Source organism: Pseudonocardia yunnanensis, from assembly GCF_039534065.1.
In the GTDB taxonomy this organism is placed as follows: Bacteria; Actinomycetota; Actinomycetes; order Mycobacteriales; family Pseudonocardiaceae; genus Pseudonocardia; species Pseudonocardia yunnanensis.
On sequence record NZ_BAAAUS010000006.1, the window covers coordinates 320,577 to 338,821 of the forward strand.

At 71.1% G+C, this 18,245-nt stretch carries 14 protein-coding genes; 6 read left to right on the top strand and 8 right to left on the bottom strand.

Going from position 1 to position 18,245, the window contains the following annotated elements; translation table 11 throughout:
• Positions 1-80: 80 nt before the first annotated feature.
• Together ABD743_RS07755 and ABD743_RS07760 are read left to right on the top strand one after the other, a co-directional pair.
• A complete protein-coding gene (locus ABD743_RS07755) occupies positions 81-1,928 on the top strand; it encodes a dynamin family protein (protein ID WP_344720221.1) in 1,848 nt (615 codons plus the stop codon).
• The gene (locus ABD743_RS07760; RefSeq protein WP_344720223.1) at positions 1,925-3,412 is read left to right on the top strand and encodes a dynamin family protein; all 1,488 of its coding nucleotides are present in this window, start codon (positions 1,925-1,927) and stop codon (positions 3,410-3,412) included. Before ABD743_RS07755 ends, ABD743_RS07760 begins: the two co-directional genes overlap by 4 nt.
• A gap of 22 nt (positions 3,413-3,434) precedes the next feature.
• On the opposite strand, the gene ABD743_RS07765 is transcribed toward ABD743_RS07760, so the two are convergent.
• Positions 3,435-6,140: a helix-turn-helix transcriptional regulator gene (locus ABD743_RS07765; protein WP_344720225.1), complete on the bottom strand. Its 2,706-nt coding sequence runs from the start codon at positions 6,138-6,140 to the stop codon at positions 3,435-3,437.
• 217 nt (positions 6,141-6,357) lie between these two features.
• Between ABD743_RS07765 and ABD743_RS07770 the strand changes: the two genes are divergently transcribed.
• Complete coding sequence (locus ABD743_RS07770; RefSeq protein WP_344720227.1) at positions 6,358-7,245, top strand: sugar phosphate nucleotidyltransferase; 888 nt, start codon at positions 6,358-6,360, stop codon at positions 7,243-7,245.
• Positions 7,246-7,275: 30 nt separating this feature from the next.
• On the opposite strand, the gene ABD743_RS07775 is transcribed toward ABD743_RS07770, so the two are convergent.
• Positions 7,276-8,313 (bottom strand): peptidoglycan recognition protein family protein, encoded by a 1,038-nt coding sequence (locus tag ABD743_RS07775; protein WP_344720229.1) that lies wholly within the window; start codon positions 8,311-8,313, stop codon positions 7,276-7,278.
• 192 nt (positions 8,314-8,505) lie between these two features.
• Between ABD743_RS07775 and ABD743_RS07780 the strand changes: the two genes are divergently transcribed.
• Positions 8,506-10,356 (top strand): acyl-CoA dehydrogenase, encoded by a 1,851-nt coding sequence (locus ABD743_RS07780; RefSeq protein WP_344720231.1) that lies wholly within the window; start codon positions 8,506-8,508, stop codon positions 10,354-10,356.
• Between the two features lie 72 nt (positions 10,357-10,428).
• Here the strand turns inward: ABD743_RS07780 and ABD743_RS07785 are convergent, their stop codons facing one another.
• The 5 genes from ABD743_RS07785 to ABD743_RS07805 form a co-directional block, all read right to left on the bottom strand.
• Entirely contained in the window at positions 10,429-10,857 is a 429-nt protein-coding gene (locus ABD743_RS07785; RefSeq protein ID WP_344720233.1) for a CBS domain-containing protein, read from the bottom strand.
• 99 nt (positions 10,858-10,956) lie between these two features.
• A complete protein-coding gene (locus ABD743_RS07790) occupies positions 10,957-13,584 on the bottom strand; it encodes a VanW family protein (RefSeq protein ID WP_344720235.1) in 2,628 nt (875 codons plus the stop codon).
• A 51-nt stretch (positions 13,585-13,635) separates the two neighbouring features.
• Positions 13,636-13,953: a GroES family chaperonin gene (locus ABD743_RS07795; protein ID WP_344720237.1), complete on the bottom strand. Its 318-nt coding sequence runs from the start codon at positions 13,951-13,953 to the stop codon at positions 13,636-13,638.
• 208 nt (positions 13,954-14,161) lie between these two features.
• Positions 14,162-15,352 carry an AAA family ATPase gene (locus tag ABD743_RS07800; protein WP_344720239.1) on the bottom strand — a complete coding sequence of 397 codons (1,191 nt, stop codon included), beginning with the start codon at positions 15,350-15,352 and terminating at the stop codon, positions 14,162-14,164.
• Between the two features lie 125 nt (positions 15,353-15,477).
• A complete protein-coding gene (locus ABD743_RS07805) occupies positions 15,478-16,311 on the bottom strand; it encodes a DUF1206 domain-containing protein (protein ID WP_344720241.1) in 834 nt (277 codons plus the stop codon).
• Between the two features lie 99 nt (positions 16,312-16,410).
• On the opposite strand from ABD743_RS07805, the gene ABD743_RS07810 reads away from it, so the two are divergent.
• Together ABD743_RS07810 and ABD743_RS07815 are read left to right on the top strand one after the other, a co-directional pair.
• Positions 16,411-17,040, top strand: coding sequence for an SIMPL domain-containing protein (locus ABD743_RS07810; RefSeq protein WP_344720243.1), 630 nt, complete (start codon positions 16,411-16,413; stop codon positions 17,038-17,040).
• Positions 17,041-17,119: 79 nt separating this feature from the next.
• Positions 17,120-17,683 carry an Rv1733c family protein gene (locus tag ABD743_RS07815; protein ID WP_344720245.1) on the top strand — a complete coding sequence of 188 codons (564 nt, stop codon included), beginning with the start codon at positions 17,120-17,122 and terminating at the stop codon, positions 17,681-17,683.
• On the opposite strand, the gene ABD743_RS07820 is transcribed toward ABD743_RS07815, so the two are convergent.
• Positions 17,680-18,177: an FxsA family protein gene (locus tag ABD743_RS07820; RefSeq protein ID WP_344720247.1), complete on the bottom strand. Its 498-nt coding sequence runs from the start codon at positions 18,175-18,177 to the stop codon at positions 17,680-17,682. The genes ABD743_RS07815 and ABD743_RS07820 overlap by 4 nt on opposite strands.
• Positions 18,178-18,245: the final 68 nt, after the last annotated feature.

Below are 18,245 nucleotides of genomic sequence, written 5' to 3' on the forward strand. Positions count from 1 at the left end.
CGAGGTGGCGGGGCCGGTGTCGTCCTGGAGACGAAGCAGGCTCTGGCCTGCACGTGCAGCATTGAGGAGGCAGGGACGCCGTGGCGGTACCCGCAGCGGTCGAACTGGTCGACCTCGCTCTGAAGGCGACCACCGCCTACGACCGCCCCGACCTCGGTGGCCGGTTACTCCAGACGCGACAGCGGCTCGTCGACCCCGACGTGCGCGTGCTCATCGTCGGAGAGTTCAAGCAGGGCAAGAGCCAGCTGGTCAACGCGCTCGTCAACGCTCCCGTGTGCCCCGTCGACGACGACATCGCCACGGCCGTGCCAACCGTCGTGAAGCACGCGGAGACCACCACCGCCGCACTGGTCCGGGAGAGCGGCGACGACAGGCCACCGGAGCGCATGGAGGTGCCGGCCGCCCGGCTCGCCGAATACGTCTCCGAAGCCGGCAACCCGGGCAACAAGGCGATGCTGAGCTACGCCGAGGTCGGACTGCCGCGCAAGCTGCTGGCCGGTGGGCTCGTGCTCGTCGACACCCCTGGTGTCGGCGGCCTGGGTTCCGCGCACGGCGCCGCCACGATGTCGGCGCTGCCGAGCGCCGACGCGGTGCTGCTGGTCTCCGACGCGGCCCAGGAGTACACCGGTCCGGAGCTGGAGTTCTTGGAAGCCGCGATGAAGCTGTGCCCCAACGTCGCGTGCGTGCTCACCAAGACGGATCTCTACCCGCACTGGCGCCGCATCATGGAGCTCGACCGCGGCCACCTCGGGAACGCCGGGATCCAGGCCGAGATGTTCCCCGTGTCGTCCATGCTGCGGCTGCACGCCGCCAAGACGCAGGACGCCGCGCTCATGGACGAGTCGGGGTTCCGGCAGCTGGTGGACTTCCTGCTCAACAAGGTCGTCGCCCAGTCCGACGACCTGGACCGGCGCTCCACCAGCCACGACGTGCTGTCCGTCTCCGAGCAGCTCTCGGCGGGGATGAAGGCCGAGCTCGAGGTCCAGCAGGATCCCGAGCGGATGGAGTCCCTCGTCGGCCAGCTGACCCGCGCGAAGGCCCACGCCGACGAGCTCAAGCAGCGCTCGTCGCGCTGGCAGATCACGCTGAACGACGGGGTCGCCGACCTGCAGTCCGACATCGACTACGACCTGCGCGACCGCCTGCGCACGATCACGCGCGAGGCCGAGCAGCTCATCGACGACGCCGACCCCGCTGTGATCTGGGAGCAGTTCTCCGAGTGGTTCCACCAGCAGGTGTCCTCCGCGGCGTCGGCGAACTTCGTCTGGGCCGCCGAGCGCGCCCGCTGGCTCTCCGGTCAGGTGGCCGACCACTTCGCCGCCGGCGCCGACATCGCCATGCCCGAGCTGCGGTTCGACGACGAGGGGATGGCCGGGAAGGTCAACCCGCTCGTGCAGCCGGAGGTGGAGAAGTTCGGTGTCGGCCAGAAGCTTCTGACCGGTCTGCGGGGCGGCTACAGCGGAATGCTGATGTTCGGCATGCTCGGCGCATTCATGGGCCTACCCATCTTCGCGGGGGCGCCGGCGGGCATCGCGCTTGGCCTCAAGACCGTGCGTGACGAAGGCAAGCGGCAGCTGCTGAAGCGGCGGTCGGACGGGAAGCAGGCCGTGCGCAAGCACATCGACGAGGTGACCTTCCAGGTCGGCAAGGACTCCCGCGACATGCTGCGGCGCACCCAGCGCCAGCTGCGCGACCACTTCAGCGCCATCGCCGAGGAGATGAGTACATCGCTGGCCGCGTCCGTGATGGCGGCTCAGAACGCCGTGAAGACCACCAGCTCCGAGCGCGAGCGGCGGATCCGCGACCTGAAGGCCGAGCTGGAACGCATCGACGGTCTCGCCACCAGAGCGCGCTCGCTGGCGAAGAACGTGTCCGCCCCTGCAAAGGCCTCGGTCAAGGCGCGGACGGGCTCGGGGACCTCGTCGTGACCGCTCCCGCTCCCCATCTCGGGTCCGTCGTCCGGGTGCTGCTGCGGCGCACGATCGACGCGTACCACGACAGCCCGCAGGCCGTCGGCTGGCTGCAGTACAACCTGAACCGCTTCGACGAACCGCTGCGGGTCGCGATCGCCGGCAAGGTCAAGGCCGGAAAGTCCACACTGCTCAACGCACTCGTCGGCGAGGAGATCGCCCCCACCGACGCGGGCGAGTGCACGCGCATCGTCACCTGGTACCTGGACGCCCAGATCCCGAAGGTGACGATGTTCCCGCGCGACACGCCACCACGGCAGCTGACGATCAGCCGGGCCAGCGGTGCCCTGAAGTTCGACCTGCAGGGCACGCGTGTCGAGGATGTGGACAAGCTCGAGGTGCAGTGGCCGTCGCAGAGCCTGCGCACCCACACCCTCATCGACACGCCCGGTATCGCGTCGCTCTCCAGCGATACCTCGGCTCGGGCTGGTGCCTTCCTCACGCCCGACGACTCGCCCAGCCAGGCCGACGCGGTGATCTACCTGATGCGGCACCTGCACGCCACCGACGTGCGGTTCCTCGAGTCGTTCTTCGACCAGGGCGTGGCCAAGGCAACGCCGATCAACACGATCGGCGTCCTGTCCCGGGCCGACGAGATCGGCGTCGGGCGACTGGACGCACTGAGCTCCGCGCGGCGGATCGCGCGACGCTACCGGGCCGACGAGAAGATCCGCGGGCTGTGCCAGACCGTCGTCGCGGTGGCGGGGCTGCTCGCCCAGACCGGCCGCACCATGCGCCAGGACGAGTTCGCCGCGCTCACGGCCCTCGCCGAGCTCCCCCGATCCGACCTCGACGGGATGCTGCTCTCGGTCGACCGGTTCTCCCGCACCGACCTCCCCGACGGGACGACCGGGCCCGACGCCGACGCGCGCGCCCGGCTCATGGAGCGCTTCGGGCTGTTCGGCGTGCGGCTGTCCACCACGCTGATCCGGCAGGGCGTGACCGACCCCAACGCCATCGCCTCCGAGCTGGTCAAGCGCAGCGGCCTCGACGAGCTGCGCAGCGTGCTCACCACCCAGTTCAGCGAGCGCCGCGACCTGCTCAAGGCCCGCTCTGCGCTGCTGGCCGTGGATCTCGTGCTGACCAGGGAGCCGCGCCCGGCAGCGGCGCCGCTGGTGGCGGAGGTGGAAAGGATCCTCGCGGGCGCACACGAGTTCGCCGAGCTGCGGCTGCTGTCCACGCTGCGCTCCGGTGCGATAAAGATGCCCACCGAGGCCCTGCAGGAGGCCGAGCGACTGCTCGGCGGGGACGGCGGGTCGGCCGCAGCCCGTCTCGGGCTCGAACCCGACGCCGGGCCTGACGAGCTGTGGAGTGCCGCGCTGGACGCCGTGGCCCGCTGGCAACGGCGGGCCGAGAGTCCGATGTCAGGCCGCGCCGTGTCGGACATGGCACGGCTGGTGGTCCGCAGCTGCGAGGGAATCCTCGCCGGCCTGCGCCGCTGAGGAGGACCAACCGCAGCGCGGGTCAGGTCTCGGGCGTGCCGACGATCTGGCGCAGGTGGGCGAACAGCTCCCCCCTGCTCCCTGAGCCGAGCCGCTGGCGCATCCGGGCCACGTGGTGCTCCACGGTCTTCGCCGAGATGAAGAGCTGCTCGCCGATCTCCTTGTAGGTCAGCCCTTCGAGCACGAGCGCGGCGACCTCCCGCTCGCGCTCGCTCAACGGGCCGTCGTCTCCAGGGCTGGACGAGGCGTCGGCATCGGCCGGGTGCGATCCGCTCCGGGTCGTCAGCACCGTCACCGGGATGCCGGCCGGACCTGTGTCGGTGTCGGCATCCACAACGATGTCCGGCTCCGCCCCTGCTCGGCCGGCGGATCCGCTGCTCTGCAGCGCGCGGGCGCAGCTGAGCAGCGTGCTCATCGCCTTACGGTCGCGCGTGCGGATCGCAGCCTGCCCCGCCAGCTTTCCGCCCTCCCAGGCGAGCCCCACGGCGTGCAGACCGCGGGCCGCTGCCTCGACCGCTGTGGCGTCCACCTCTGAGTCCAGCAGCCGCACCCAGTGCGGGGCGGCGGTCGCCATCGCCGCGGTGTACCTACTCGCACCCGCCGCTGCCTCCAGCGCAGCGGCGTGCCGCATCGCGGCCTCACGGCTCTCGGCGAGGATCGCCGCCTGCAGGCCCGACCATGCCAGCGGCGCCGCCCACAACCCGGGATCCCCCAGGCTTGCGAGCAGCTCCGCCGCTTCGTCGAGGTGAGGACGTACCCAGCTCGGCTCACGCAGCCGCGTGGCGGCGATCGACAGCTCGCCGAGCTGCTGCAGCACGAACAGGTCGACGGGGTGACGCACGATCGCCTCGCGAGCGCGCCCCCACGCGGGCATCAGCGACGCGAGGTCGCCGGTGCGGCGGGTCAGCGCCACCTCCAGGGCAGCGGCGAGGAACTCGTCGCGAGGCTCGAGCTGAGCGCCGGGTGGCGACACCGCGGTGAGCGCCGACCTCGCGGCCGTGGTGGCACCGCGGAAGAGCGCGATCCAGCCGAGCAGTAACCGGTGACGGGTGGCTGCGCTGCGGCCGCCCAGACCCACCCGCACCGCCCGCTCCAGTACCGACTGCGCGACGTCGAGCTCCCCGCAGTGCACCGCGACGAGCGCGGCCAGCGCTGCCGGGGTGTCGGGAAGCAGCGCCGCGCGGTTCGACGACTCCAACAGCGACGCCGCGCGGGTCAGCTGGGACAACGCCGCGGTCGGCGAACCGGCGACCGAGTCGTACACGCCCTTGGCCATCAGCTCCTCGGCGCCGGCGAGCAGCGTCGGCGGACGGGGCGGGGCGCCGGGTGCCCGGGCCGGGCCGCGCAGCACCTCGCGCGCCTCGTCGAGCGCGCCGGTGCCGATCAACGCCGGCACCGACAGCACGGCTGCGCTGCCCATCGAGGCGCTGCCCATCCAGCGGTACAGCTCCGCGCTGCGAGCGAGCATGCCCCGGCGGGCGAGAACGGCCGCTGCCACAGTGCCGGCCCGGACGGCGTCCGCCGGTGGCGCCTGGCCAGGGTCCGAGAGCACCTGGTCGGCCTGGGCGAGGGCCAGGTCGAGATCACCGGCCAGCATCGCCGCCTCGGCCCGGCGCGCCGCGAGCTCCAGAGCGGGCGAGCCCGCACGGACCGCGGCTTCGAAGTACTCGCCGGCTGCAGGGGCGCCCGTCCGCAATGCCTCCTCCGCGGCTGCGGTGAACACCGCCGCCACCCTCGCTCCGCTCGCACCCGCGGCGAGGAGCCCACGGGCGGCGGCGAGGACGTTGCCCCCGCGGTTCAGCTCGATCTCGGCCAGCGCCCGCCGCATCTCCACGTGCGACGCCTGTGGCGTATGCGCCAACACCGCCGCCGAGACCAGCGGCACCGCCATGCCGTCGGCGGTCAGCAGGCCGGCTGCGCGCGCGGCCTCCACGAACTCGTCGAGCTGCGCCGCGCCGTCACCGTCCGGCAGGCCGAGGAGCGGGACGAGGACCTCGGCCTCCAGGGACGCACCGAGCGCGCGGGCCAGCAGGAGCCCGCGAACCCCTGGCCCGAGGCTCTGCACCGCGTAGCCGAGCTGCGCCAGCAGCCCCGCGGGCGGCCGGCTCGGCGTGCCGATCCGGGTGCGGTCCGGACCGGCCTGCTCGACGAGGGCGGTCAGCAGCCGATCGACCAGCGCCGGTGACCCGGCCGTCTGGACGAGTACCTGGTCGACGAGCTCTGCGGGCGCGTGCTCGGGCGTGCCGGGCCGGCTGCCGAGGAGCAGACCGGCCCGGACGGACACGCCGGCGCGGTCGAGCGCGTCGAGCACCACCGGGGGCCGGCTCACGGCCAGCGTCGCGCCGAGGGCAGCGGTGCCCGCGGGGCGCGGCCACGGCCGGTGGGCGACCACGACGTAGCCGTGCGGAGCCGCAGCCACCTCAGCGAGTCGGTCCAGCTCGGCCGGGCTCAGCAGATGGGTGTCGTCCACCAGTAGTGCCGTGTCGGGCGCGAGAGGGTCACCGGGCGCCGGCACGTCGTGCCGGACGGCGACGCCGGCGTCCCGGAAGGCTCCTGACATCGCCTCGAGGAGCACGGTCTTGCCGTGGCCGCCCGTGGCGATGATGTCCACCCTGCGCACCCCTGCGCCCGCGGCGGCCGCCTCGCGCACGAGCCGCCGGGCCACCGGTGCGCCTGCCACCGCACCCTCCGACGCGAGCCCCTGGACCGGCTGAGTTCGCGTCGACACCAGCTGACCCCCGTCGTGCGTCTGTTCGATGGGCGCCCGGGAGCCTACCGAGAGTGGCGAGCGTCTCCACGGGCCACCGCCGTGAACAGGAGGAATGTCCGCCGATCGGGTCAGCGGGTGCCGCCATCCGGAGTCAGGCAAGTCCTCGACCCACGATCGAGGGGTGGAGATGGTCACAAGGGCAGCTGTTGCCCAATCATGATCTCTGCACTATCAAGTGGTCGTTCTCGGCGACGTCCCCAAAACGGACATCGGCGGCCGGCGCGGCGGAGGGAAGCACGCAGTGCACGAAGAAACGGACATTCCGGTCGTCGTACTCTGCGGAGGGCAGGGCACACGTATTCGCGAAGCCAGCGAACGGCTACCGAAGGGCATGGTCGAGATCGGCGGCCGCCCGATCCTCTGGCACATCATGAAGCTCTACAGCCACTACGGCTACCGCCGCTTCGTGCTGTGCCTCGGCTACAAGGGCTGGGAGATCAAGCGGTTCTTCCTCGACTATCGCGCCCACATGTCCGACTTCACGCTGTCGCTGTCCACGGGCGACCATCAGCCGCAGTTTCGCAACGGCGTTGCCGACGAGAACTGGGAGATCACTTTTGCCGAGACCGGACTCGCGGCCGGAACCGGCGCCCGATTGCGTCGCATTCGCCACTACATCGACACGCCTCGATTCATGGTGACCTACGGAGACGGCGTGAGCGCCGTGGACATCGCGAATCTGGCAGCTGTTCATGCGAAAGGTGGCCGCGTCGGCACGGTCACGGGGGTGCACCCGACATCGAAGTTCGGCGAGATGCAGGTCGTGGGGAACGTCGTCTCGGAGTTCAACGAGAAGCCCACGCATGTCGACGGCTGGGTCAGCGGCGGGTACTTCGTGTTCGAGAGATCTTTCCTCGACGACTATCTCGACGACGACGAGGATCTGTTCCTCGAAGCCTCACCGCTGCAGAAACTCGCCCGCAACCAGCAGCTCACGGTGAACAAACACGAAGGCTTCTGGGCCGCGATGGACACCTACAAGGACTACGAATGGCTCAACAAGCACTGGGCCACGGGCAAGGCCCCCTGGAAACTGTGGGAGGAAGGATCCCGCGGCTGGTGACGCCCCGGCGGCGTTGACGCGCGCAGCGCGTCAACGCACCAGCGACGTGGGAGTCGAGAGGAGCCTGCGCCAGTCCTCGGCTCCGACGAGGGACACAGCACCGGGGCCGACGGGATCGGCCTGGGCCTCGACCAGGACGCGCGCCGCCCGGGCCGCCTCCCCGTCCTCACCCGGCGCCACGGCGCGCACGAGCAGCGGCCAGGACTCGCCGCCGATCATGCCGTTGACCTCCTCCGTGCGGTGGACCGTCTGGAACTGACGCACGGCATCGGAGGTCGTGCGGTCGAAGCTCCCGCTCGGCTGCACGTCGGTCATGCCCGCGTCCCGTAGAAGATGCTGTGCGGCGGCCACCGCAGGCCCTTGGTCGGCCACCCGCAGCAACGGCCACGACTCCTTCATCGCGACCCGGGTGGTGAGATGCTGCCCGAGCACGCCCGCGACCTCGCTGCGCAGTTGCGGCAACATGCCGTAGAGGACGTCACCCGGGCAGGCCGTGTCCTTGAAGTCGCGGTGCCCGAAGATCTCGGTCGGCTCGATGTCGTACTGGTTGCAGATGTAGGCGCACATGTCACGCAACCGGTTCCAGAGCACGGTCGGCGGACCGACCGCGGTGTAGGTGCCCTCGTTCTCGATGCCGATGGCCACGACGTTCTGCCCCGTGCAGTGCGCCCCCTCGACCTGGCGCTCGCCTCGCTCCAGCACCTCGAGGCTGCGGTGCCTGCCCTCGAGCACGTAACCGCCGCGGCTGATCGTGAAGTGCTGTCCGGTGTCGAGCCATCCGCGGTTGTCCATGTGGAAGTTCTGGATACCGCGGGCGAGCCGGTCGGCCGCTTCGCGGCTCACGTCGGCCTGGTTGGGGGTGGCCGTGTGATGAACGAGAATCTTGACCGGTCGCTGGTTCCAGATCGGCACGATGTCGCTGTTCGGACGGGCCCCCCATCCGTCGCAGTCGATGATCTCCGGCTCGCCGGCCCAGGCGTTGCCGGTGGTCACCAGGGCGCCGGTAGTGGCGACAACGGCCAGCCCACCGATGATGAATCCCCGGCGGGACACGTAATCCCGAGCCACATCGCCTCCGTCACGACCGTCGCATTGTTCTCATTCGCCTCACCGAGACCATGCGTCACAGCGCGCGGAAGGCACAACCGATGGACTCGAAGGTGTGAAGCGGGCTGGGGCCTCTGGGTGCCTTGTCCCTGTTACCCGTGGGTAATATGCTCGTTGTTACCGGCGAGTAGTCAGTGGTGAGGAGTCCCGGACATGGGCCACTTCAGGAGCAACCTGCGCGATCTCGAGTTCAACCTGTTCGAGGTGTTCCGAGTGCAGGACCGGCTGGACACCGCGCCGTTCGACGGGGTCGACATCGACACCGTCCGAGGGGTGCTCAAGGAGCTGAACGCCGTGGCCACGGGGCCGCTGGCCGAGTCGTTCGCCGACGCCGACCGCAACCCGCCCGTCTTCGACCCGGCTACCCACACCGTCACGCTGCCGCAGTCGCTCAGGGACGCCTACAAGGTGCTCTGGGACGGCGAGTGGTGGCGGCTGGGCCTGCCCACCGAGCTCGGCGGCTACGGCATCCCGCCCACCGTGCAGTGGGCCGCGGCCGAGCTCATCCTCGGCTCGAACGCCGCGGCGTTCATGTACCTGGCCGGCCCCAGCTTCGCGGCCGTGGTCCACCGCAACGGCACCGACGAGCAGAAGCGCTGGGCCGAGCTGATGATCGACCGCGGCTGGGGCGCCACGATGGTGCTGACCGAGCCCGACGCGGGATCCGACGTGGGCGCCGGGCGCACCAAGGCGGTGCAGCAGGCCGACGGGAGCTGGCACGTCGAGGGCGTGAAGCGCTTCATCACCTCGGCGGAGCACGACCTCACCGAGAACATCATGCATCTCGTGCTGGCCCGCCCCGAGGGTCCGGGGATCGCGCCACGAGCCGGCACGAAGGGCCTGTCGCTCTTCCTCGTGCCGAAGTTCCTCTTCGACTCCGAGACCGGTGAGCCCGGCGAGCGCAACGGCGCCTTCGTCACGAACGTCGAGCACAAGATGGGCCTCAAGGCCTCCACCACCTGCGAGCTCACGTTCGGCCAGCACGGCGTCCCCGCGAAGGGCTGGCTGCTCGGCGACGTGCACGACGGCATCGCGCAGATGTTCGAGGTGATCGAGTACGCGCGGATGATGGTGGGCACCAAGGCCATCGGCACGCTGTCGGCGGGCTACCTCGCCGCGCTGGAGTACGCGAAGGAACGCGTCCAGGGTGCCGACCTGCCGAGGATGCTCGACAAGGCCGCCCCGCGCGTCACGATCACCCACCACCCGGACGTCCGCCGCATCCTCATGCTGCAGAAGGCGTACGCCGAGGGGCTGCGCGCCGTGTACACCTACACGGCCACCTACCAGGACCGTATCCGCATCGGGCAGGCCGCTGGCGAGGACGTCACGCTCGCCGAGAAGGTGAACGACCTGCTGCTCCCGATCGTCAAGGGGGTCGGGTCGGAGCGCGCCACCGAACAGCTGCTGCTTTCACTGCAGACGCTGGGCGGCTCGGGTTACCTGCAGGACTACCCCATCGAGCAGTACATCCGCGACGCCAAGATCGACTCGCTGTACGAGGGCACAACCGCGATCCAGTCGCTCGACTTCCTCTTCCGCAAGATCGTGCGGGACAACGGGCAGGCGATCGGGCACGTCGCCGGCGAGATCCAGGCCTTCCTCGACGCGGAGGCGGGCAACGGGAGGCTCAAGGAGGAGCGGGCGCTGCTCGGTGTGGCCCTCGCCGACGTCCAGGGCATGCTCGCGGCCCTGACGGGATACCTGATGGCCTCCGCGCAGGACCCGTCGAGCACCTACAAGGTCGGGCAGCACACCGTCCGGCTGCTGATGGCCGTGGGCGACCTGCTCATCGGCTGGCTGCTGTTGCGCCAGGCCGAGGTTGCGCTCACGGCGCTGAGTCAGGACGGGGCCGGTCCGGTCAAGGACGCCGCCTTCTACGAGGGGAAGGTGGCTGTGGCCCGGTTCTTCGCCAAGACCGTGCTCCCGCTGCTCACGGCCCAGCGCGTGGTGGTCGAGACGGCCGACAACTCGCTGATGGAGCTGTCCGAAGCAGGCTTCTGAACCCAGGAGCAGTGACGGCAGGGCCGGGGGCGGCATTCGCCCTCGGCCCTGCCCGTTGAGTACGCCCGCCGGCTATCCGGCCGCGATGTAGCTCTGCAGCTGTTCGCGTTCGGACTCGAGCAGGTCGATCCGCGCCTTGACCAGGTCGCCGATGCTCACGATCCCGGCCAACTGACCCTCGACCACCACCGGTAGGTGCCGGAACCGGCGGTTGGTCATCACGGCCGCGATGTCCGCCACGCTGTCGCCGGGAGCACAGGTGGTGACCCCGGTGATCATGATGTCGCCGACCCTGACCTCCAGCAGCCCCGGCCCGGCGACGTCGAGCCTGCGCACGACATCACGCTCGGAGACGATTCCGACCAGCTCCCCGCCGTCGACGACGGGCAGCGCCCCCACGTTGTGGGTGGCCAGTTGGGAGATCAGCTCGGCGACAGTGACGCTCGGGTCGACCGTCGCCACGTCACTGCCCTTGCTCCGCAGCACGTCCGCGATACGCATGTCGAGCCTCCGTTCCCTTCGGCTTTGACCGAGGGTACGAATGTGAGCTGGATCGCGAAAGACCTGACGCCCGAGAAAGATCGCTGAGCACCCCTCGGCTCACGGCCCACAGACGACGATCGGCGACGGGTTGTACCGCACCGTGCGGGTCTCGTGGCGTGCCTCGCCCGTGCTGATGTTGCGCAGTGTGCGGGTGTCGGTGATGGTGAACCCGGGCGCGCCCTGGCTCGGGCTGCACGGTTCGCCGGCCGGGATCGTCACGGTGGTGGGGGCCGTCGGGTTGGTGCGCGGACCCGGAGTGGACGTCACCTCGTAGACCTTCGTGCCGTAGAGCCGAACGGTGAGCGAGCTCGGCGTCCACACCGTCTGGATCATCACACCGGTCGGGTTGTCGTTGCGGAACTTCAGGTCGATGGAGCCCTCGAAGACGGTGGCCTCGCGACCGGCGGGGTAGCGGCTGATGTAGAAGCTGTGTTCCTTGTGCGCCACGTTGGCCATGCCCGCGAAGTACGACGCGTTGTAGAGCGTGGTGGCCACCTGGGAGACACCGCCGCCGATGCCGCGCGAGGCGTGGCCGTCGGAGATGATGCCTGCCTCGACGTAACCGTGGCTCGCGTCGCGCGGCTCCGTGGCCTGGTTGAGGCTGAACGTCTCCCCGGGCTTCACGATCATCCCGTTGATCTGCTCCGCAGCCCGCTTGATGTTGCGCCCGGAGTCGGCGGCGAAACCGCCGGTGGTGAACTCGCCGATCACACCGGTGATGCCGAGCGCGTTCAGTTCCTCGGTGGTGAGCTCGGCCGGCTGGTCGCCGTAGACAGCGGTGATCTCGCGCTCACCCGTGCCGGTGAGCACGTCGAGCAGGGGCGCGAGGCTGGCCTCGTAGTCGACCCCGCGACCGTCCTGCGAGGGGACGACGACCGGCCTGCCGGAGGAGAAGTCGAGCGACGCATCGCGACCCGGACGCTCCGACTCCGCCAGCTGCGGCTTGAGCGCATCGGTGATGGCAGCGGCGTTGATCTCCGGCACGAGGTTGCCAGCATCAGCGCGGAACGTCAGGGCCGACGCGATGACCTCCGGCGTGACGGTGCCGGTGGTGCCGCCCTCTCCGATCATCTCGACCGGTCCCGACACGGCGGGGCGGGCGACCTGGTCGATCGCGGCGACGACGTCCTCGGGGCTGGTGGACGGCGGGAGCACGGTGAGCGGAAGGGCCACCGGCAGGCCTACGGCCCATTCGTTCTGCAGCACGCCGGCCGCCGCGGGCACGTCGAGCTTCTGGCCCGGCACCGGGTCGACCGGGACCGGCTCGGTGCCGTCGAACCGCACCGAGCCCTCGACCGGCGCCTTGTCGACGATCGGCGACAGCTCCTCCAGCGCCGCGTTGAGCGCCTCGCCGTCGCTCCTCGTGACGACACCGACCTCGCGCTCGCTGAAGAACGACGTGATGCGGGTGATCGGGTTGAGCGGCTGCGACTCGGCCTCGGCCAGCGTGGCGTCCCAGTCGATGGCCAGGCCGGCAGCGGCAGGATCGATCTCGCTGCGGGCCTCCCCGACGCTGACCTGGATCGGTTGCTGCGTGCGGGGATCGATCTCGCTGTGCAGCCGCTGCTCGGCCTCGTCGAGACCGAGGCCGCCCACCCGCACGCCCGCGACCGTGACCCCACGGGGCATCGATCCGGAGTTGATCACCAGGTCACCGACGTAGAGCAGGGCCAGCGCGCCGACCATGCCGGTGAGCAGAAGGATCCGGCGCTTGCGCTTGCGCACGGGAGGCTCGCCGGGGGCGGCCGCCTGCGGGCCCGGACCGCCGGTGGGCGGGGGCATCGGAGGGGACGCGATCGAGGTGGTGGTGGCGTCGACGGAGGGGGCCAGGAAGGCGGTGGCGCTACCGACCGGGGGCACGAGCGGAATGCGCTCGGTGGCGGGCTCCGCCGGCTGTGGGGGCGCTGCAGGGGCCGGCGCAGGAGGGATCGGCGCGGGAGCGGCCGGCGCGACGGCCCGCGGGATCATCTGGGTGGCTTCCTGGTCGACCGGGTTGAACCAGGCGGTCGACGCGGAGCGGCCGGCGGTGGCCGGAGCGGTGCCCCCGGCGCGGACGGCCGTGGTCGGCGCCTCGCCCTGCGCCGGGCCTCCCGCATTCCGCCCGGCGAGAGCCGGAGCGCCCGCTCGGGGCTGGTCGCGCGTGGGTGCGGTGGCGGGAGCGTTGGCAGCGGCGAGCGGCGTGCGGTCGGTAGGAGCCTCGTCGTCACCGGGCGCGGAGCCGCCGACGGCAGTGCGGACGGTCGGGCTCTCGTCGGCGTCGGGACCGTCGGGCTCCTGGTGCGGGCGCGGCCTGGGGCGCGGCGCGGCCCGGGTGCCCTCGGCGGGCGGGCCGGACGGCGTCTGCTCCGCGGGGCGGGCGGCGGGATTCTGCGCGGGCGGCACAACTGCGCCGCCGGTGGCCTCGGTTGCGGGCTGGGCGATCTCGACAGCGGCGGTGGCGTCCAGTACGGGCTCGGCACCGGTCGGCGCGTCGGCCGTGGGCTCGACGGGACCGGGCTCGGTCGCCGGCGGCGATGCGTCGATCTGTCCGGCCACCTGCTCGCCCACGGTGACTGCGCTTTCCGTTCCCCCGTTGGTGCCGGACGCGCGCTCCTGCGCCTCCGGCACCTGGCCGTTCTCGTTCTCCGTCCCGTCCATGTCGGGACGGGACGTCACCTCGCCGGGCGAGGACTGCCGCTCGGGCATGAAGTCCTTTTCCCCTCGAAACTCGGACCGAACCTCACGAGGCCCGGTTCGTCACAGGTAGAGCCCCGTACCGTGCTCGGTGCGCTCGGTCGCGACGGCGTGCAACTCACGTTCCCGCAGCACCAGGTACGTCGTCCCCTGCACGTCGACCTCGTACTGGTCGTCACGGGCGAACAGCACCCGATCACCGACCTTGACGGTGCGGACATTCGCCCCCACGCCGAACACCTCTCCCCACACCAGACGTTTGGCGACCTCGGCGGTTGCCGGAATCACGATGCCGGCGCCACTGCGCCGTTCACCGTTCGTCTCCGGCTTGACCATCACACGGTCGTGCAGCATCTGGATCTCGAGCTTCGGGTCCTGCACCGGCCAGATGCTACGACCTCTGCCCGGCGTGGCCGTCGCTGACCTCGCAGATCGGGCACGCGCACCGCACTGGAACGAGAAGACCCCGCAGTGCTGTCAGGTCGGGGGTCCGACAGCACCGCGGGGTCGTACTGGGAATCGAACCGGAAGGGCGGGGCGTTACTTCACTCCTCGTAATCCTCGCCTTTCACCCGTTCGGGTCACCAGCTCACGCCTGAGTGAGGAGGAAACGCCCGAAGTGCGGCACGGTGAACGCGATCTGGCCGCGCTGGGCGGAGAAGACGAGCCCCTTCTTCAGCAGGCTGTCCCGGGCGGGCGACAGCGACGAGGCCCGTCGGGCGAGGTGTTCGGCGATCCGGGCGGTGGGCACCGGGTCGTCCCGGCCCTCCGTGATGTCGGCCATGGCCCGCAGGTACTCCCGCTCGGCGGGCGTGGCGCGCTCGTAGCGCGAGCCGAAGAACCCGACGGCGAGCTCCGCCTCGGCCTCCGGAGCCGCCAGCTTCACGTCGGCCGCGCTGATCGGGCTGCGCGTCGCGGCGTCCCACGCGGCCTTGCCGTAGGCCTGCACGAAGTAGGGGTAGCCGCTGGAGGCCTCGAACAGGGCGTCGAGGGCGTCGGTGTCGAAGGAGGCGTCCTCTCGCTCGGCGGGCGCGAGCAGGGCGAAGTCGGCGTCCGGACGGTCGAGCTGGCCGATCCGCACGTACTTGAACAGCCGCTCCGAGTAGGACTTGGACGCCGAGAGCACCGCGGGCAGGTGCGGCAGCCCGGCGCCCACCACCACGAGCGGTGCCCGCGACTGGGACAGCTCATGACAGGCGGCGCAGAGCGCCGACACGTCGTCGGGTCGCAGGTCCTGCATCTCGTCGATGAGGATCGCGACACCGGTCTCGACGTCCGCGGCCAGCTCCGCCACCTCGGTGAACAGTTCGACGAGGTCGATCTCGATGTCCCCGGAGTCGGCGCGTCCCGCCTTCACGGGCACGTCGATGCCGGGCTGCCACCGGTCGCGCAGCTTCGCCCCGTCCGGCGCGGAACGCATGGCGAACGCCTTGAGGACGCCCAGCACCTCGTCCACGCGGTCGGGGGCGCTGTGCCGCATGGCGAGATCCCGGATCGCCCGGTGCAGCGCGGCGGACAGCGGCCTGCGCAGGTCTGCGTCGGGGCGGGCCTCGATCTTTCCGGCGCCCCATCCGGCACGCACCGCCATCGAACGCAGCTCACCGAGTAGAACGGTCTTCCCGACCCCGCGCAGTCCGGTGAGCACCAGGCTGCGCTCGGGGCGTCCGCGGGACACCCGTTCGAGCACGATCTCGAACGCGTCGACCTCACGGTCGCGCCCGGCGAGCTCGGGCGGGCGCTGGCCGGCGCCAGGAGCGAACGGGTTGCGCACGGGATCCACGCATCGGACGGTATCCACGAATCTTGCCCGGATCCTAGAAGCGGCTATCGAACCCGATGGCGTGTCGCGAATCGGTTCGTATATAGCTCTCTCCGTGGATCGCTAGAAAGCGATAGAGAAGCCGATCAAGCTCGTCGGGTGCCCGCGTCGGCCAGGCAGAACAGCCCGAACGCGGCGAACCCGACGGCCACCACCACCAGCAACGACGAGCCCGATGCCGTGGCGCTCAGCGTGCGCAGGGCCGCGTCGAGCCCACCGGCCCTCCCGGGGTCGGCGAACAGCGCGGCGCTGCCGGCCAGCACGCCGACCACGCCGAGGGCGAGCGCACGTGCGAGATGACCGACCGCACCGAGCAACTCGATCGTCTGCCGCGCGATCGGGCCGAGGCGGCGCACGTCGAGGTCGCCCATGAACGTTCGTCGGAGCCCCGTGTAGGCCATGGCCCCCGCGATCACCAGGATCGTGCCGGCACCGAGCCCCAGCAGCACCCGCCCCGCCGGTAGCCCGAGCACGCCTGCCGCCACCGCCTGCGCGGTCGTCCCCCCGGCGGAGCCGAGGTCCAGCAGGTAGTCGGCGATGACGACGGCGAGCGCCGACATCGCGATCGCCTTCGCCACGGCCCCGACGCGCTTGCGTACGCGCTCGCCCCCGTCGACCCATCTGAAGCCGATCGCAGCCGCGGTGACCTGCCACAGCGCGAACGCCACCAGCCCGACAGCGGCCACCGCGAGTGCGACCAGCCCTCCCGGCGTGCGGGCGATCGTGCCGACGGCTCCCTCGGCGTCGGCCGGGGCGTCCGGCACACCGAAGGCGACCTGCAGCGCGAGCCACGCCACGAACAGGTGCACCACCCCGTACCCGACGAGCCCGATCCGCCCGAGAACGTCCACGAGGTGGCCCGGTGCGTCGGACCGGCCTTCGCGCACGAGGCTGCGCAAGCGCGTGAGGGGAGGGGCCATGGGCCGTCGATTATCCAGCCGCACTCGATCTCATACTCTTCGGGATTCTTGAATCATCGCTAGATAGGCGAAGAGAAGGCGATCTGGTTTCCTGTCGTTGTGACCGAAACGCCGATCGACCCGAACGGCCCCGAGATCGTGACCGAGGGCACCGGCTGGTTCGAGCAGCTCGGCGACCGGGCCGAGCTGAACGTGACCTTCACCGGCTTCGCCGAGAGCCGCAGCGACGCCGTCCGCGAGCTCGGCCGCCGGATGGCGGCCGCGGAACCCGCGCTGGGGCTGCCAGGGCTCATCGTCCGCAACCGCCGGTTCTGGGTGCACGACGAATGGCAGACCGACCGCGTGATCGGCTGCCGGGCCGGGGAGGACCTCGACCTGACGCTGACCGACCCCGCCGGGTTGGAGGGAGTGCTCTCGGCGATCGTCGGCGCCGAGCCGACCGGCGTGCACGGCCCGCGATGGATCCTCGCCGACCCGGCCGTCGCGCAGCGGGAGGCCCAGCGCCGGGCGGTCGAGGACGCACGACAGCGAGCGGAGGGTTACGCGGAGGCCCTCGGCGGCCGACTGGGTGCACTGCGCCGGCTGTCGGACGCACCCACCCACGGCGGTCCCGTCGCGCTGGCGGCGCGTGACTCGATGGGTGGCCCCGACGTCCGGGAGCTCGGGCTCGAACCGGAGCCGGTACGGGTCACGGCGCACTGCACGATCAGCTGGACACTCGTCACCTGACGTGCCCGTTCGACCGGTCGGCGCGACACGACGGGGTGGCGCCCGCGGCTGATCGGGTGCATACCCGACAATGTCGCCCGTGGATGTCCCCACTCCGCGTGACGACGATCAAGAACCATCACTCTTTCGTGTAACCGACCGCGGACGCCGGGCGCTGCGCCACGCACAGATCGTGCTGGGGCTGCTGGCGATCGCTGTGGCCGTGCTGGTCGGCGGAGCCGCTGCAGCGCAACAGGTGGTGCCTGCGCCCCCGCCGGGCACCACGCTCGTGGCGGCCGAACTACTCGAACCGTCGCCGCTGCCCGAGGTGGCGATGCTGAACTCCACCCTGACCACACGAGCGCGCTGGACGGCGCCGGGCGGCGCGCAGCACACCGGTCAGCTGCCGGTGGTGGCCGGGCTCGCCAAGGGCGATCACGTGCCCGTCGCGGTGGACGCCGGTGGCGCCGTGGTCGATGCCCGCGTCGGCACCGCCGACCCACTCCGTGCCGGGCTGGTGGCCGGGCTCAGCACCCTGCTCGCCTGCTGGGCGGTGCTCGCGCTGGCGGTGTCGCTGTGCCGGTCGCGGCTCGACGCCATCGACGCCGAGGACTGGGAGACCGGCTGGGCCAGGGTCGAGCCGGAGTGGAGCGGCCGCGCCTAGCTCCGCGGCTCGCCCGGCGACGGCACCGTGCCGCCCTCGATCACCAACGGCCCGTCGGACGGGCGCGGCTCCTCGACCACGTCGCCGTCCACGACCGTGCCCTGCGAGCGGATGCGGGCTGTCTTCAACCCCGGCGAGCGCCGCTCCGCGGCCTTCACGAGCCGGCGGCGCACGAGTGACCTGGTGGGCGGAAGCAGGAGCAGCAGCCCCGCCACGTCGGTGACCAGGCCCGGGACGAAGAGCAGCACGCCACCCGCGGCGATGAGCATCCCGTCGGTGACTTCCGCTGTGGGCACCTTGCGGTTGGCCATCGCATCACCGATCGCCTGCGCCGCACGCAGTCCCTCCCGGCGGGCGAGCCACAGACCGAGGATCGATCCGACCACCAGGACGAGCAGCGTCCAGCCCAACCCGATCACCGACCACAGCGCGATGAGCGCAACGATCTCGACGACGAGGTACAGGAGGACGAACGCCATACCGTAGTAACGCACGAGATGGCCTCCGTGCTCCCGACCTCGTGGTCACGGATCGGTCACCCGAGTGAAACATCCGCCCTGGC